This window comes from Sphingomonas sp. JUb134 (genome assembly GCF_004341505.2).
Classification (GTDB): Bacteria; Pseudomonadota; Alphaproteobacteria; order Sphingomonadales; family Sphingomonadaceae; genus Sphingomonas.
This window is the reverse complement of sequence record NZ_SLYP02000001.1, coordinates 3198090-3212072: the sequence shown is the minus strand read 5'-3', so window position 1 is coordinate 3212072 and position 13983 is coordinate 3198090. Positions and strand designations below refer to the sequence as shown.

Genomic DNA, 13983 nt, shown 5'->3' with positions numbered 1-13983 from the left:
GATGTGGGAAGTGGTGCCCGGGGACGGGGTCGAACCGCCGACACTGCGATTTTCAGTCGCATGCTCTACCAACTGAGCTACCCGGGCATTCCGTCCTGAACCGGACAGAGCGCGCCTGTTAGTCGGCGGATTCGTCGCTGTCCAGCCCGCCCGCAGAAATTCTTTCAGACGGCGCTTGGGTGCCCGGCAGGCGATAGCCTTCGCCCAGCCAGTTGAGCAGATCGCGGTCGCGACAGCCCTGGCTGCAGAAGGGGGCGTGCTGCGCGGCCACGGGAGCACCGCACAGCGCGCAGACATCACGGGAAGCGCGCTTGGACATGGCCGGCGGATATGGCGAGGGCAGCGTCCTCCCGCAAGGCGACGGGCGCGCCGATGCGGTTTGCAAGCTCGGCCAGCCAGGCGGAGCGGGCGGCGAGATGGGCGATGAGCGCCGGGTGCGCGGTGAGCGTGCGCTCGCCAGCGCCGCCGGTGCGCTCGGCCACACGCAGCAGCGCGCGGGCGTGGGCGGCGACGGGGTCGTGCGCATAGACCTCGGGGATGGAGACGCGGGCGCGGCGGCGGACGATCTGAACGAAGCCGAAGCCGTTGACGGCGGTGCGCTCGAACGGCTGGGGCAAGGCAGCGTCGATGGCGGCGGCGGCGGCCTGGCGCGCGGTCTTGTCGCCGGCGTCGGGCAGGTCGATGCCGATCGAGCCGCCGATGTCGAGGCGGCGGATCGCCTGGGCCGCGGCGGCGGCGCCGGCGACCGCGAGCGCGGCGGGCGCCTGCTCACCGTCGACGTCGATCAGCGTCATCGCCGGGGTAAGCGAGAAGGTGAGGCTGCCGGTCACAAACGCCACGTGGCCGGTGACGGCTTCCTCCAGCAGCGTGGACCAGCCGGCGTCCTCCAACAGATCCGTGTCGAAGCGGCCGAGCAGCTGGGCGTCGGGGAGGCGTTGGAGGAGGTCGGGGCCGGGGCCGGGCTGTGCGTCTTCGGCTGCCGGGCGGGCGCGGGCGCGCTTGGGCTTGCCGGGTTCGGAGAGCGGGGGGCGGGTGATCTCGACCAGCAGCGTGGTGCCCTCGGGCGTTGCACGGGGCAGGGGAGCGAGCATCGCCTCGCCGCCGTCCCACACGACGACGCCTTCGTTGCGCTGGGTCAGTCGCTTGGCGAGGCGGGCCGCCAGCACCGTGCCGGCACGCAGGCTATCGTCGGGCTCGATACAGGCTTCGAGGATGGCGTTTTCGTCGACCAGTGCAGCGCGGGTCTCGCCGATCCCGCGCTCGACGATCCAGCGCGGCATTGCGTCAGGCGAAGCGGTAGCCGCTGGATTCCAGCAGCGCGCGGGTGTCGAACAGCGGCAGGCCGACGACGCCGGAGTGGCTGCCCGACAGGAAGCGCACGAAGCTTTCGGCGCGGCCCTGGATGGCATAGCCGCCGGCCTTGCCCTCACCCTCGCCCGAGCGGAGATACCAGTCGATCTCGTCGTCGGTGAGCCGCTTGAAGGCGACGACGGAGTCGGTGACGCGCACGCGCGCCTTGCCGTCGAGCCCGATCACGCACACGGCAGACAGGCAATGGTGTCGGCGGCCGGACAGCAGGCCGAGCATCGCGCGATGATCGGCTTCGTCGGCAGGCTTGTTGAGGATGCGGCGGCCGACGCCGATGGTGGTGTCGCCGGCAACGACGATCTCGTCCGGCTCGCGGGCGACGGCGCGCGCCTTTTCCTCGGCCAGCCGCAGCGCATAGGGGCGCGGCAGTTCGCCGGGGCGCGGCGCCTCGTCGATCTCCGGACCGACGATGCGATCGGGCACGACGCCGAGTCGCGCCAGCAGCTCGCGGCGGCGCGGGGAGGTGCTGGCAAGGACGAGCCGCATGGCTCGGGCCTTATTTGAAGCGGTAGGTGATACGACCCTTGGTCAGGTCGTACGGGGTCAGCTCGACGAGTACCTCGTCGCCGACCAGCACGCGGATGCGGTTCTTGCGCATCTTGCCGGCAGTGTGGCCGAGAATCTCATGGTCGTTCTCAAGCCGGACGCGGAACATGGCGTTGGGCAGAAGCTCCACCACCTGACCGCGCATTTCCAGAAGTTCTTCTTTTGCCAAAAAATCCTCGCAGGGCTGAAAAGTCGCGGTGCCTTACTCCGGGCGCCGCCAAAAGGAAAGGCGGACGCGGTTCCCGCACGGGCCGCCGCACATCCGATGCGCCCGATATGGGGAGGCTGTTGCCCAAAGTCCACGCAGCGCGGGCGCGCCTCAGGTGCCGGCGAGGGCGGCGAGCAGCAGCAGCGCGACGATGTTGGTGATCTTGATCATCGGGTTCACGGCCGGGCCGGCGGTGTCCTTGTAGGGATCGCCCACCGTGTCGCCAGTGACGGCGGCCATGTGCGCTTCCGATCCCTTGCCGCCGTAGTTGCCGTCCTCGATGTATTTCTTGGCATTGTCCCAGGCGCCGCCGCCCGAGGTCATCGAGATGGCCACGAACAGGCCGGAGACGATGACGCCGAGCAGCATCGCGCCGAGGGCGGCGAAGCCCTGCGCCCGGCCGGCGACCGCGGCGATGACGAAATAGACGAGGATCGGGGACAGGACCGGCAGCAGCGAGGGGACGATCATCTCGCGAATGGCGGCGCGGGTGACGATGTCGACGGTGTGGGCGTAGTTGGGGCGGCTGGTGCCGGCCATGATGCCGGGATCGTCGCGGAACTGGCGGCGGACGTCCTCCACCACCGATCCCGCCGCGCGGCCGACCGCGGTCATGCCGAACGCGCCGAAGAGGTAGGGGAGCAGCGCGCCGAGCAGCAGCCCGACGATGACGTACGGGTTGGATAGCGAGAAATCGACGGCGAGGTTGGGGAAGAAGCGGTTGAGGTCGGTGGTGTAGGCGCCGAACAGGACGAGGGCGGCGAGCGCTGCGGAGCCGATCGCATAGCCCTTGGTGACCGCCTTGGTGGTGTTGCCGACCGCGTCCAGCGCATCGGTACGCTGGCGGACGTCGTCCGGCAGGCCCGCCATCTCGGCGATGCCGCCGGCGTTGTCGGTGACGGGTCCATAGGCGTCGAGCGCCACGACCATGCCCGCGAGTGCCAGCAGCGCGGTGGCGGCAAAGGCAACGCCGATGATGCCGGCGAGTTGGTAGGATGCGATCACCGCGACGACGATCACCAGCGTGGGGAGGGCGGTGGACTCCAGCCCGATGGCGAGGCCCTGGATGACGTTGGTGCCGTGGCCGGTGGCCGACGCGCGCGCGATCGAGCGGACCGGGCGATAGCGGGTGCCGGTGTAATATTCGGTGATCCACACCAGCAGCGCGGTGACGCCCAGGCCGATCATCATGCACCAGAACAGGTCCATGCCGGTGAAATGGGTGGACGCGGTGGCGGCGGTGCCGAGCGCGCCTTCGACCGTCAGCGCATCGTCGAGGGGATCGAGGAAGCCGGCGCCGCCGATCACCTGGTCGAGGTCGCCGAGCGTCCAGCGGCAGGCGAGATAGATGAGCGGGACCGCGAGCACGATCGTGGTCCACAGCCCCTTGTAGAGCGCGCCCATGATCGAGCCGGTGCGGCCGAGCCGGACCATGTAGGTGCCGGCAATCGAGGCGAGGATGCAGGCGCCGCCCACCACCAGCGGCAGCGCCATCAGCGCGAGCAACTCGGCGGAGGACGCCTGCACCAGCAGCGCGATCGATACCATGGTGAGGCCCAAGGTGACGACATAGGTTTCGAACAGGTCGGCGGCCATGCCGGCGCAGTCGCCGACATTGTCGCCGACGTTGTCCGCGATCACGGCGGGGTTGCGGGGATCGTCCTCCGGGATGCCGGCCTCGACCTTGCCGACCAGGTCGGCGCCGACGTCGGCGGCCTTGGTGAAGATGCCGCCGCCCAGCCGGGCGAAGATGGAGATGAGCGAGGCGCCGAAGGCGAGCGCGGTGAGCGCCTCGACCACTTCGCGATCGTTGGGGGCATGGCCGGCGACGGAGACGAGATACCAGAAGAGGCCGGCGATCGCGAGCAGGCCGAGCCCTGCGACCAGCATGCCGGTGATGGCGCCCGATCGAAAGGCGAGAGTGAGGCCGGCCTGGAGCGAGCGGCGCGATGCTTCTGCGGTGCGGACGTTGGCGCGGACGGAAATGGTCATGCCGACATAGCCGGCCGCGCCCGACAGCAGCGCGCCGAGGACGAAGCCGCCCGCGGAGAGCAGGCTGACGGTTGGCACGAGGAGGATGGCGACGAGCACGCCGACGACGGCGACCGCGCGATACTGGCGCCCGAGATAGGCGCCGGCGCCCTCCTGGATGGCGGCGGCGATCGCCTGCATCCGGGCGTCGCCGGGGGAGGCGCGCAGCACCTGCATGCCCGTGAAGACTCCGTAGAGAACGGCGAGGACGCCGCATGCCATGGCGAAATAGACGATCGTCACTTGCCCCTCCTGTCCGAGGTGGCCCGGCGTTCGCGCGTCGGGTCTAACCCATCGGCGCGAGCATATGCCGATGCGGCGGGAGCACAAGGGCGTTCGGGTGAGGGAACAGCGCCGCCGACCGCACGCGCCTCTCCTTCCGCGCGCTTCTCCTTCCGTTTGTCTTGAGCAGGGATCGAGCTCCGTCGAGAGCCCGTGTCGAGAGAGCCGCGGCCGGTTTCTCGAGACGCCGTCTCGACAAGCTCGACGGCTCCTCGAAACGAACGGGGATGTCCGACCTCGCGGGGCGGTGACGACGCTGCGGATGCCCGTTCATTCTGAGGTGCCATTGAGCGAAGTCGAAATGGCGTATCGAAGGACCCGGCGGTGCTTCGATACGGGGCTTCGACAAGCTCAGCCCCTACTCAGCACGAACGGTTCTCGCTCTAGCCGCCGTGATGGGGCAAGCCGATCCGTAGGCAATCCCGTACCCCGGCGAAGGCCGGGGCCAGTTGGGGGACGGGAGCGAAGGTGCGTACCGTTACCTAGTGCGTCGCAATTGGATCCCGGCCTTCGCTGGGGTACGGGGTTCGGGGGTAGGCCTTGCCTATCCGCCGTGGTGTTGAAAGCCGAGCCGCGCTGGAAGCGGGATGGGGGCGCCGTTGTCGGTGAGGACGAGGCCGGGCTCGGCGTGGAAGCGCCCCACCTGGGTGGCAGGTACCGGCGGCGTGACGCCGGCCGGAAGCGCGAACAGCAGCTCGTAATCGTCACCCGCAGTCGCGGCGGCGAGGCGGGCGGCGGGGGAGTCGCCGGCGTGGCGGAGGAGGTCGGCGGAGCGGGGTACGTCGGCGAGGTCGATCGCGACGCCCAAGCCGCTGGCGGCGGCCATGCGGCTGGCGTCGAGCAGGAGGCCGTCGGATACGTCCATCATGGCGTGCACCACCGGTGCGAGCGTGCGGCCTTCCGCCAGGCGCGGGGTGGGGCGGCGGTAGCGGTCGAGCAGCGCCGGCGGGCCTTCGGCGCCGCGGGCGATGGCGAGGCCGGCACCGGCGTCGCCGATCGTGCCGGTGACCCACAAGGCGTCGCCTGCCCGCGCGCCGTCCCGGGCTGGCGTTGCCTCGCTGTGGCCGATCGCGGTGAGCGACAGGAAGCGGGGGCTGCCGGTGGGCTGGCGGACCGTGTCGCCGCCGAGCAGTGCGCAATCGAATTGAATCAGCGCGACCGCGAGGCCGGCGAGGAACGTGCGGTCCCAGGCGTCGTCGCCGAGCGGATAGCCGAGCAGCACGCCGACCGGCCTCGCCCCCTTGGCGGCGAGGTCCGAGAGGTTGGTCGCGAGCAGCTTCCAGGCGACGGTGTCGGCGGGATCGTCGGGCAGGAAATGCACGCCCTCCACCAGCAGGTCGCTGGTGAGGACGGTGGCGGGGGTGGTCCCGGCGGGCAGCACCGCCGCGTCGTCCGTGAGCCCGCGCGCGGCGGGGTGGAGCGGCAGCGCGCGCAGCGCCTCCAGGAACTCGGCCTCGGTCATGTGGTGGTTGTGCCCCAGGCGGGGCGGCGCGTCACGCCTCCGGCGCGTCCGCCGGGGTGGTCGAGCCGCCGCGCACGGTCTTGGCGACGCCGTCGAGCAGGCCGTTGACGAACCCCTTCTCGCGGCGGTCGTAAAAGGCGTCGGCGACGTCGATATACTCGCTGATGACGGCGGCGGCGGGCACGTCGACGCGGGCGATCAGCTCATAGGTGCCGGCGCGCAGGATCTGGCGCATCGGCTTGTCGAGGCGGTCGAGCGACCAGCCTTCGGAAAGCTTGGCGGTGATGGCGCGGTCGATCTCCTCGCGGCGCGCATCGACGCCGCGCACCACGTCGTCGAAGAAGGCGATGTCCGCCTCGGCATATTCCACGCCCTCGATGGTCGCGCCCAGCCGGTGCTGGTGGAACTCGTGGAGCAGCGTCGGGATCGGCGTGCCCTCCATCTCCTGCTGGTAGAGCGCCTGGACGGCAGCGAGGCGGGCGGCGGCGCGGGCCTGGCGGAGCGCACGGGGGCGGGGGTTGGGCGTGGTCATGATCAGGTCGTCCATTGGCCGGGGCGCAAGGAGAATGCGCGCGCCGGCGGGAAAGTTCAGGAAAGGCGGATCGCGACCGAGCGGGCGTGGGCGGGAAGCCCCTCCGCCTCGGCCAGCGTGACTGCGGCCGGGCCGATACGCCCAAGTGCCGCGGCATCCAAGCCCAAGAAGCTGGTGCGCTTCATGTAATCGAGCACCGACAGGCCCGACGCGAAGCGTGCGCGGCGGCCGGTGGGCAGCACATGGTTGGGGCCCGCCACATAGTCGCCGACCGCCTCGGGCGTGTGGCGGCCGAGGAAGACGGAGCCGGCGTTGCGCACACGGTCGAACAGCGGCTCGGGATCGTCGACGGCAAGCTCGAGATGCTCGGGCGCGAGGCGATCGACCAGCGGCATCGCCTGGTCGAGGCGTTCGACGAGCACGATCGCGCCGTTCGCGTCCCAGCTGTCGCGGGCGACCGCTTTGGTGGCGAGGGTCGCGATCTGGCGATCGACCGCCTCGGCCACGGCATCGGCGAACAGCGCGTCATCGGTGAACAGGATCGACTGGCTGGTGGGATCGTGCTCGGCCTGGCTGAGCAGGTCGGCGGCGATCCATTCGGGATCGTTGGCGCCGTCTGCCACCACGACGATCTCCGACGGGCCTGCGACCATGTCGATGCCGACGACGCCGTAGAGCTGGCGCTTGGCCTCCGCGACCCAGGCATTGCCGGGGCCGGTGACGACGTCGACCGGCTTGATGCGTTCGGTGCCATAGGCGAGCGCGGCGATCGCCTGCGCGCCGCCGATGCGCCACACCTCGTCCACGCCCGCGAGCGCGGCGGCGGCGAGGACGAGCGGGTTGACCACGCCATCGGGGGTCGGCGTCACCATCACCAGCCGCTCGACGCCTGCGACCTTGGCGGGGACCGCGTTCATGAGGACCGAGGACGGGTAGGCGGCGCGGCCGCCCGGCACATAGACGCCGGCCGCCTGAACGGCGCGCCAGCGGGCACCCAGGCGGACGCCCGCGTCGTCGACCTGGTCGCTGTCGGCGGGGCGCTGCTTGGCGTGGTAGGCGACGATGCGGTCGTGGGCGAGTTCGAGCGCGGCGCGCAGATCGGGGGCGAGCCCTTCGAGCGCGGCGATGCAATCGGCCTGCTCGATGCGCCAGCCAGTCTCCTCCGGATCGTGGCGGTCGAAGCGGCGGGTGAAGGCGGCGAGCGCGGCATCCCCCTCGTCGCGCACGGCGGCGAGGATCGCGCGCACGTCGCGGGCGACATCGGCGTCGGCCTCGCGGCGGGCGTCGACGAGCTCGGCGAAGCCGCGCTCGAAATCGAGGTCGGTGAAGTCGAGCCTCAGCATGCGGTCTTCTCCATCACCGCACGGCGGAACGCGTCCACCAGCGGCACCACGTCCGGCCGGGTCTTGAAGGCGGCGCGGTTGGCGACGAGGCGCGAGCTGACCTCGGCAATCACCTCGACCTCGACCAGGCCGTTTTCCTTGAGCGTACGGCCGGAGGAGACGAGGTCGACAATGCGCGGCGCGAGGCCGAGCACGGGGGCGAGCTCCATCGCGCCGTTCAACTTCACGCACTCCGCCTGCACGCCGCGGCGGGCGAAATGCTGGCGGGTGACGTGCGGGTATTTGGTGGCGACGCGCACATGGCTCCAGCCGCGCGGATCGTCGTGCTCGGCCATGCCGGCGGGCTCGGCGACCGAGATGCGGCAATGGCCGATGCCCAGGTCGACGGGCGCGTAGAGCTCCGAATATTCGAATTCGGCGAGCACGTCGGAGCCGACGATGCCGAGCTGGGCGGCACCGTGCGCGACGAAGGTCGCGACGTCGAACGCGCGCACGCGGATCAGGTCCACGGCGGGCGTGTTGGTGCGGAAGCGCAGCGCGCGGCTGCCCTCGTCGGAAAAGGCGGGTTCCGGCACGATGCCGACGGCCGCCAGCAGCGGCAGCGCCTCTTCGAGGATGCGCCCCTTGGGGACGGCGAGAATGAGCGGATCGGTCATGAGCGGCGCGGCTTTACTTGGGGTGCGCGACCGGCGCAACTCGGCCGGGCCCGGCCGGGATCACGCGCCATCGAGTTCGGGATAGTGGCGGAAGATGCCGTCCTCGTTGAACGACAGGCGTCGATCGCTCGCAAGATAGGCGGCGACGCCCGGCAGGGAGCGGACGAGGCCATGGATCTTGAGCAGCGCGGGATAGTCGTGCTCGATCGCCGCCATGCGCCGCGGGAACATGTAGCGCAGGCCCTCGACCAGCTGGAACAGCGAGGTGTCGGCATAGGTCCAGCGATGGTCGATCAGCCATTCGCCAGGGTTCGCCTGTGCCGCGCCGTCGAAGTGCTGGAGGAACTTCGGGATGCGCTCGGCCCGGAACTGCTCGGCGGCGCGCAGCGCCTCCGCCTTCTGGTCCTCGTAATATTCGCCCATGGCGACGGGATGGTGGATGTTGTGCACCTCCGCCACCATGTCCGCGATGGTGAGCTGGAGCTGGTGGAGCCACAGCCGGTCGGAAAGGCGCGAGGGCGCCAGGTCGTGGTGCTCGCCCAGATAGAGCAGGATGTTGGCGGTCTGCGCGATCACGAAGCCCTGGAGCTCGAGATAGGGCGGGGCGAAGGGCGGGCGCTGGGTGTAGCGGGCCATGTCGTCGACCAGCGCCTGAGTGCCGCGTTCGCGGGCGCAGTCACAATATTCGATACCGGCCGCTTCCAGTGCCAGGCGCACGAACTCGCCGCGACCCTGGATCTCAGGCCAGTACCAAAGATTGTACGACATCGGCGCTACTCTCCTGGAGCGCGGGCCCGGATTGCCAGCGCGTGGACGCGGTCTATGAGCAGGTCGGACAGGGCCTGGTTCACCAGCCGCTGGCGCTCAACGCGCGAGCGGCCCGCAAAGGCCCGGCTTTCGACCACGACGGTGAAGTGGGATTCGCCGGTGCCGTTGTCGCCGCTGTGGCCGGCATGGCGGCCGCTGTCGTTGATGACTTCGAGATGCGTCGGGGCAAGCGCCTCCGTGAGGCGAGCGGTGATTTCGGAGGCGATGGGGCCGGTAGCGGTGGTCTGCATCGCGCCTATATAGTGGGTTTGCATGAGGGAGTCGCGTGGCACGCGAGAAGATTGGGAAGGACCGGCCGAACACGCGGTTCCATGGTCGAGTGGAGAGTGGGCGGGCCTGTGAGGCACCGGGGTGCGTCGAGGCGGGCGAGTTTCGCGCGCCGCCGCTGGAAGGCGCGCCGCAAGGTAGCGATCGGCCGGCAGGCTATCGCTGGTTCTGCCTGGACCATGTCCGCCAGTTCAACGCCGGCTATAACTATTTCGCGGGCATGACCGTCGAGGAGATCCACGACGCCCAGCGGCCCTACGCCGGCTGGGAGCGGGAGACGCGTGCCTTTGCGAGCGCGGGCGGCGACCGGGGCCCGCGCTGGGCGGACTTTGCCGATCCGCTCGATGCGATCGGCGCGAAGTTCAAGGCGAACGTGCGGGCCGAGCGCAAGGATGGGCGGCCGCTGACTCCGGGCGACCGATCGGCGCTGAAGGTCATGGGGCTGGAGGTCGATGCCGACCGCACGGCGCTGCGCAAACGCTACAGCGAGCTGGTGCGGCAGTATCATCCGGATCGTAACGGCGGCGATCGAAGCCATGAAGGGGCGCTGCAAAAGGTCATCGCCGCCTATCAGCAGCTCAAGGGGTCGGCGGCGTTCGCCTGACGGCATCGGTCATGCCTTTGCCGGTGACCCGGCCACCCGGCGGGCGACTGCCTCCAGCTGCGCCGCGACGGCAAGCCAGCCGGTTTCGAACTCCATTGCGCGGTGCTTCTCGCAGTCGTCTGCCGTCCAATGGCGGGCGGCCGCACGGTAGCGCGTGCCCGCGCCCTCGGGCGTGAACTCGAACAGTCCGATGAAGGGGAAGGGGTTGCCGGGCTGGGGACGCCAGCCGGGGAGGAGCGCGTTGGTGAGCACCACGCGCTGCGCGGGGACGGCTTCCAGGATCAGGCCTTCGTCGTCGTGACGCTCGCCGTCCGGGCTGATCATCGTCGTCGCGAAGCGGCCGCCGGCTTGGAGTTCCAGCGCGTGGAGCTCGGTGCGCCACGGAAGTGGACACCACCATTCCGCCAGATGCTCGCGCCATGCCTGCCAGATGGCGCTGACGGGCGCGTCGAGGACGCGTTCGATGGCGAGCTCGTGATTCATACGGCGTCTCCGCGTCGTGCCGCCTCGATCGCGGCGATGTCGATCTTCACCATGCCCATCATCGCCTGCATCACGCGGGCGGCGGCGGCCGGATCGGGATCGGCCAGCGCGTCCATCAGGGCACGCGGGACGATCTGCCAGCGGACGCCCCAGTGGTCGCGGCACCAGCTGCAGGCGATCTCCGTGCCGCCACCCTGGATGATGGCGTCCCAATAGCGATCGGTCTGGGCCTGATCCTCGGTCATCAGCTGGAAGGAAATCGCGTCGGTGAAGGCGACGCCCGGCCCGCCGTTGAGCGCGAGAAAGGCGTTGCCTGCGATGGTGAAGCCGACCGTCAGCACGTCGCCCGCCTTGCCCGCCGGCCAGTCGGTGGTGGCCCGGTGGACGTCGGTGATGCGGCTGTCGTCGAAGCTGTCGACGTAGAAGCGGGCGGCCTCCTCCGCGCAGCCGTCGTACCAGAGGCAGGCGACGACTTTCGCCGGGGTGCTCATGCTGCGGCCTTGGCCGAGGCGACGACGCCGAACTGGGCGCCATGGGGATCGCTGGCGACGATGATGCGCTCGTCGCCGGGCACGTCCATCGGGCCCATGTGGACGATGCCGCCGGACGCCACTACCGCGGCCGCGGCGGCGTCGATGTCGGCTGCGCGGAAGTAGAACTGCCAGGCGGGCGGTGGGGCATCGGCGGGGCACTGCATGATCGCGCCGATCATCTCGCCGCCCGCCTCGACGAAGACATAGTCGCCCATGTCGCCCATCGGCATGCGATCGGGATAGGCCCAGCCGAACACCTCGGCATAAAAGGCGAGGGCGCCGGCCTGGTCGGGCGTGGTCAGTTCGTTCCAACCGCACTTGCCCGGGCCGCTCGCCTGCCAGGCATGGCTCGCCTCGTCCATTTCGCCGCGCATCACGTAGAAGGAGATGCCCTGCGGGTCGGCCACCAGCGAGAAGCGGCCGACGCCCTCCATCGTCTGCGGCGGGACGTGCACGCTGCCGCCGAGCGCCTGGATCCTCGCGACGGTCGCATCCACGTCGTCCACCCCGACGTAGAACAGCCAGCCGGGACGGGCGCCGCCGGCTTCCATCTCGGGCGCCAGGCGCATCATGCCGCCGACCTGTCCCTGGCCGGTGTCGAGCAGCCGATAATCCAGCGCCGAAGACATGGGCGCACCCACGCTCCAGCCGATCACCGCTTCGTAGAAGCCGCGCGCAGCGTCGGGATCGGGGGTGAGCAGTTCGTACCAGATCGGAAAGCCGTGCGGATTGCGCATGGGATGCTCCTATTGGTCGAGGATGGGGAGGAAGCCGCCGAAGATCATGCGCTTGCCATCGAACGGGACGGTGCCGGGATCCTGCATGCGCGGATCGCCCATCACCTTGGCCTGGCCGGTGTCGCGCACCTCCCTGGACGGCCATTCGATCCAGGCGAACACCACCTTCTCGCCGTCCGTCACCTTGGTCGCGCGGTTGAAGTCGGTGCGCTTGCCGTTGGGCAGGTCGTCGCCCCAGGCCTCCACGACGCGGGTGGCGCCATGTTCGAGGAAGACCGGCGCCGCCCGGCGCGCCAGGTCGAAGAAGGCGTCCTTCTGGTCGGGTGCCACGGGGATCAGGAAGCCGTCGACATAGCCGGTGGCGCCGCCTGGCCCCTCGTCGAGCAGCGGATCGAAGCCGGCGAAGATCATGCGGCTGCCGTCGAACGGCATCTCGGCCATGTCCTCCATGCGGGGATCGTCCATCATGGCTTGGAGCGCCGCATCATAGGCGGCCTGATCGGCATATTCGATCCAGCTGAACACGACGGTCTCGTCGTCCTTTGCCTGCACCGCGCCCCGGAAGTCGGTGACCGTGCCGTCGGGCACGTCGTCGCCCCAGGCCTCGACCATCCGGCGGGCGCCGAACTCCTTGAACAGCGGCAGCGCCTGGGCGGCATGGTCGCGATAGGCGTCGCGATTGGCGGTGGGCACCGCGGCGACGAAGCCCTGGATGAAGGTCATGCGTCCTCTTCCTGCATGGCGAGCATCGCCGCGGATTGCGGCGGCTGCCCGGTGAAGCCCTTCCGCTGCGCGTCGAGCGCGCGGCCGAACGCGGGCCGAGCCTCTCCGCGGGCGACATAGGCGGCGAGCGCCGGATGCGCCTCGACCAACCCGCTGCCGCGCAACTGCCGGAGCGTGGAGACCATCATCAGGTCCCCGGCGGAGAAGTCGCCGTCGAGCCATTCCGCCTCCCCCAGCCGCGCCGCGAGGTCGCCGAGCCGGTCCTGCACGCGGGCGCGCACCACCGGCAGCCGGTCCTTCGCCCAGGGCATGTCACGCTCGAACAGCGACGCCATGCCGAAGTCGGCGATCGGCAGTTCGACGCTGTTGAGTGCGGCGAACATCCATTGGATCGCGCGGGCTTGGCCTGCGGGGTCGGCCGGAAGCAGGCCGCTGCCGCTGCGTGCAATGTGCAGCACGATTGCGCCGGATTCGAACAGCACCAGATCGCCGTCCTCATAGGTCGGCACCTGTCCGAACGGCTGGAGCGCGCGGTGGGTCGACCCCTTCTGGCTTCCCTGCGGCAGGTAGCGGACCGTGTAGGGCCGCCCGGTCTCCTCCAGCGCCCAGCGCACCGGCAGGTCGCGCACCAGGCCGCGCGCGAAATCGGGGACCCAGTCATAGGCGGTGATCACGGGCGGGGTCATGCGTCTCCCTCCTTCTTCTTGCCCTTCAGGAGGGCATAGATCGCCATGGCGTGGCCGTGGCCCAGGCCGAAATCGGCCTTGAGCCAGTCGGTGACCTCGGTCGCCTTCACGCCCGGCGCGATGCCGCCTTCGCTGGTGAGGCCGCGGGACGCCGCGAGCGCGCGGAAATCCGCGGGCGTCTTGCCGGTGTTGCGCTCGATCGTGTCGAGATAGGCCTGGAAGGACATGTCACGCCTCTGCCGGCTGGGCCTGGGTGGCGGTCGCGGCCGCCATGTCCATGGTGAACGGGCCCCAGCCGTGGCCGTCGAGATCGTCGAAGGCGCGGCTGTACATGAAGCCGAGATCCTCGGGATCGTGCATCTCCGTGCCTCCGGCGGCGATCGCGGCCTCGGTGATCGCGTCCACCTCCGCCCGGCTGTCGAAGGAGAGTGCGAGCAGGGCGCCGCTGTGCGTCCGTGCCTCGATGATCTCCTTGTTCGTGAAGGTTCGGTAGAAGGCATGGTCGAGCAGCATGACGTAGATGCTGTCCGACCAGACCATCGCCGAAGCCTGTTCGTTGCAGAAGGTCGGGTTCTTTTCGAAGCCGATCGCTTCGTAGAAGGCGGTGGCCTTGGCCACGTCGGCAACCGGCAGGTTCACGAAGATCGCGCGGGGCATCAGACATCCTCTCCGACTCGTTGTTTGACCAGCATGC

Annotated in this window: 19 protein-coding genes and 1 tRNA gene; 1 reads left to right on the top strand and 19 read right to left on the bottom strand. The window is 69.9% G+C overall.

Annotated elements, in window-relative coordinates; all coding sequences use genetic code 11:
- Positions 1-11: 11 nt before the first annotated feature.
- From EDF69_RS15135 to EDF69_RS15080, 12 genes are all read right to left on the bottom strand, one after another.
- Positions 12-87 (bottom strand) — tRNA-Phe (locus tag EDF69_RS15135).
- 31 nt (positions 88-118) lie between these two features.
- Positions 119-319 carry a DNA gyrase inhibitor YacG gene (locus EDF69_RS15130; protein WP_132883122.1) on the bottom strand — a complete coding sequence of 67 codons (201 nt, stop codon included), beginning with the start codon at positions 317-319 and terminating at the stop codon, positions 119-121.
- A complete protein-coding gene (locus tag EDF69_RS19830; protein WP_132883123.1) occupies positions 297-1280 on the bottom strand; it encodes a ribonuclease in 984 nt (327 codons plus the stop codon). Before EDF69_RS19830 ends, EDF69_RS15130 begins: the two co-directional genes overlap by 23 nt.
- A gap of 4 nt (positions 1281-1284) precedes the next feature.
- The gene (locus EDF69_RS15120) at positions 1285-1854 is read right to left on the bottom strand and encodes a Maf family protein (protein ID WP_132883124.1); all 570 of its coding nucleotides are present in this window, start codon (positions 1852-1854) and stop codon (positions 1285-1287) included.
- 10 nt (positions 1855-1864) lie between these two features.
- Positions 1865-2083 (bottom strand): translation initiation factor IF-1, encoded by a 219-nt coding sequence (infA, locus tag EDF69_RS15115; protein WP_003049127.1) that lies wholly within the window; start codon positions 2081-2083, stop codon positions 1865-1867.
- Positions 2084-2233: 150 nt separating this feature from the next.
- Positions 2234-4396: a sodium-translocating pyrophosphatase gene (locus EDF69_RS15110; RefSeq protein WP_132883125.1), complete on the bottom strand. Its 2163-nt coding sequence runs from the start codon at positions 4394-4396 to the stop codon at positions 2234-2236.
- A gap of 583 nt (positions 4397-4979) precedes the next feature.
- The gene (gene thiL / locus EDF69_RS15105; RefSeq protein WP_132883126.1) at positions 4980-5897 is read right to left on the bottom strand and encodes a thiamine-phosphate kinase; all 918 of its coding nucleotides are present in this window, start codon (positions 5895-5897) and stop codon (positions 4980-4982) included.
- 31 nt (positions 5898-5928) lie between these two features.
- Positions 5929-6444, bottom strand: coding sequence for a transcription antitermination factor NusB (gene nusB, locus EDF69_RS15100; protein ID WP_425336653.1), 516 nt, complete (start codon positions 6442-6444; stop codon positions 5929-5931).
- 41 nt (positions 6445-6485) lie between these two features.
- Complete coding sequence (hisD, locus tag EDF69_RS15095) at positions 6486-7772, bottom strand: histidinol dehydrogenase (protein ID WP_132883127.1); 1287 nt, start codon at positions 7770-7772, stop codon at positions 6486-6488.
- Positions 7766-8428 (bottom strand): ATP phosphoribosyltransferase, encoded by a 663-nt coding sequence (gene hisG, locus EDF69_RS15090; RefSeq protein ID WP_125959900.1) that lies wholly within the window; start codon positions 8426-8428, stop codon positions 7766-7768. The genes hisD and hisG overlap by 7 nt, the downstream gene beginning before the upstream one ends.
- A gap of 60 nt (positions 8429-8488) precedes the next feature.
- Entirely contained in the window at positions 8489-9196 is a 708-nt protein-coding gene (locus EDF69_RS15085; protein ID WP_132883128.1) for a glutathione S-transferase, read from the bottom strand.
- Positions 9197-9201: 5 nt separating this feature from the next.
- Complete coding sequence (locus EDF69_RS15080; RefSeq protein ID WP_132883129.1) at positions 9202-9486, bottom strand: BolA family protein; 285 nt, start codon at positions 9484-9486, stop codon at positions 9202-9204.
- Between the two features lie 35 nt (positions 9487-9521).
- On the opposite strand from EDF69_RS15080, the gene EDF69_RS15075 reads away from it, so the two are divergent.
- Positions 9522-10127 (top strand): DnaJ domain-containing protein, encoded by a 606-nt coding sequence (locus EDF69_RS15075; protein ID WP_132883130.1) that lies wholly within the window; start codon positions 9522-9524, stop codon positions 10125-10127.
- 9 nt (positions 10128-10136) lie between these two features.
- Here the strand turns inward: EDF69_RS15075 and EDF69_RS15070 are convergent, their stop codons facing one another.
- The 7 genes from EDF69_RS15070 to EDF69_RS15040 are packed head-to-tail and all read right to left on the bottom strand — an operon-like array spanning position 10137 to position 13946.
- The gene (locus EDF69_RS15070; RefSeq protein WP_132883131.1) at positions 10137-10610 is read right to left on the bottom strand and encodes an SRPBCC domain-containing protein; all 474 of its coding nucleotides are present in this window, start codon (positions 10608-10610) and stop codon (positions 10137-10139) included.
- A complete protein-coding gene (locus tag EDF69_RS15065; protein ID WP_132883132.1) occupies positions 10607-11101 on the bottom strand; it encodes a VOC family protein in 495 nt (164 codons plus the stop codon). Before EDF69_RS15065 ends, EDF69_RS15070 begins: the two co-directional genes overlap by 4 nt.
- A complete protein-coding gene (locus EDF69_RS15060) occupies positions 11098-11880 on the bottom strand; it encodes a VOC family protein (protein ID WP_132883133.1) in 783 nt (260 codons plus the stop codon). The genes EDF69_RS15065 and EDF69_RS15060 overlap by 4 nt, the downstream gene beginning before the upstream one ends.
- A 9-nt stretch (positions 11881-11889) precedes the next feature.
- Positions 11890-12603 carry a DUF1428 domain-containing protein gene (locus tag EDF69_RS19960; protein ID WP_132883134.1) on the bottom strand — a complete coding sequence of 238 codons (714 nt, stop codon included), beginning with the start codon at positions 12601-12603 and terminating at the stop codon, positions 11890-11892.
- Complete coding sequence (locus EDF69_RS15050; RefSeq protein ID WP_132883135.1) at positions 12600-13289, bottom strand: glutathione S-transferase family protein; 690 nt, start codon at positions 13287-13289, stop codon at positions 12600-12602. The genes EDF69_RS19960 and EDF69_RS15050 overlap by 4 nt, the downstream gene beginning before the upstream one ends.
- Positions 13286-13516 carry a DUF4287 domain-containing protein gene (locus EDF69_RS15045; RefSeq protein ID WP_132883136.1) on the bottom strand — a complete coding sequence of 77 codons (231 nt, stop codon included), beginning with the start codon at positions 13514-13516 and terminating at the stop codon, positions 13286-13288. Before EDF69_RS15045 ends, EDF69_RS15050 begins: the two co-directional genes overlap by 4 nt.
- 1 nt (position 13517) lies before the next feature.
- Positions 13518-13946, bottom strand: a complete 429-nt coding sequence (locus EDF69_RS15040) for a VOC family protein (RefSeq protein WP_132883137.1) — start codon at positions 13944-13946, stop codon at positions 13518-13520.
- Positions 13947-13983: the final 37 nt, after the last annotated feature.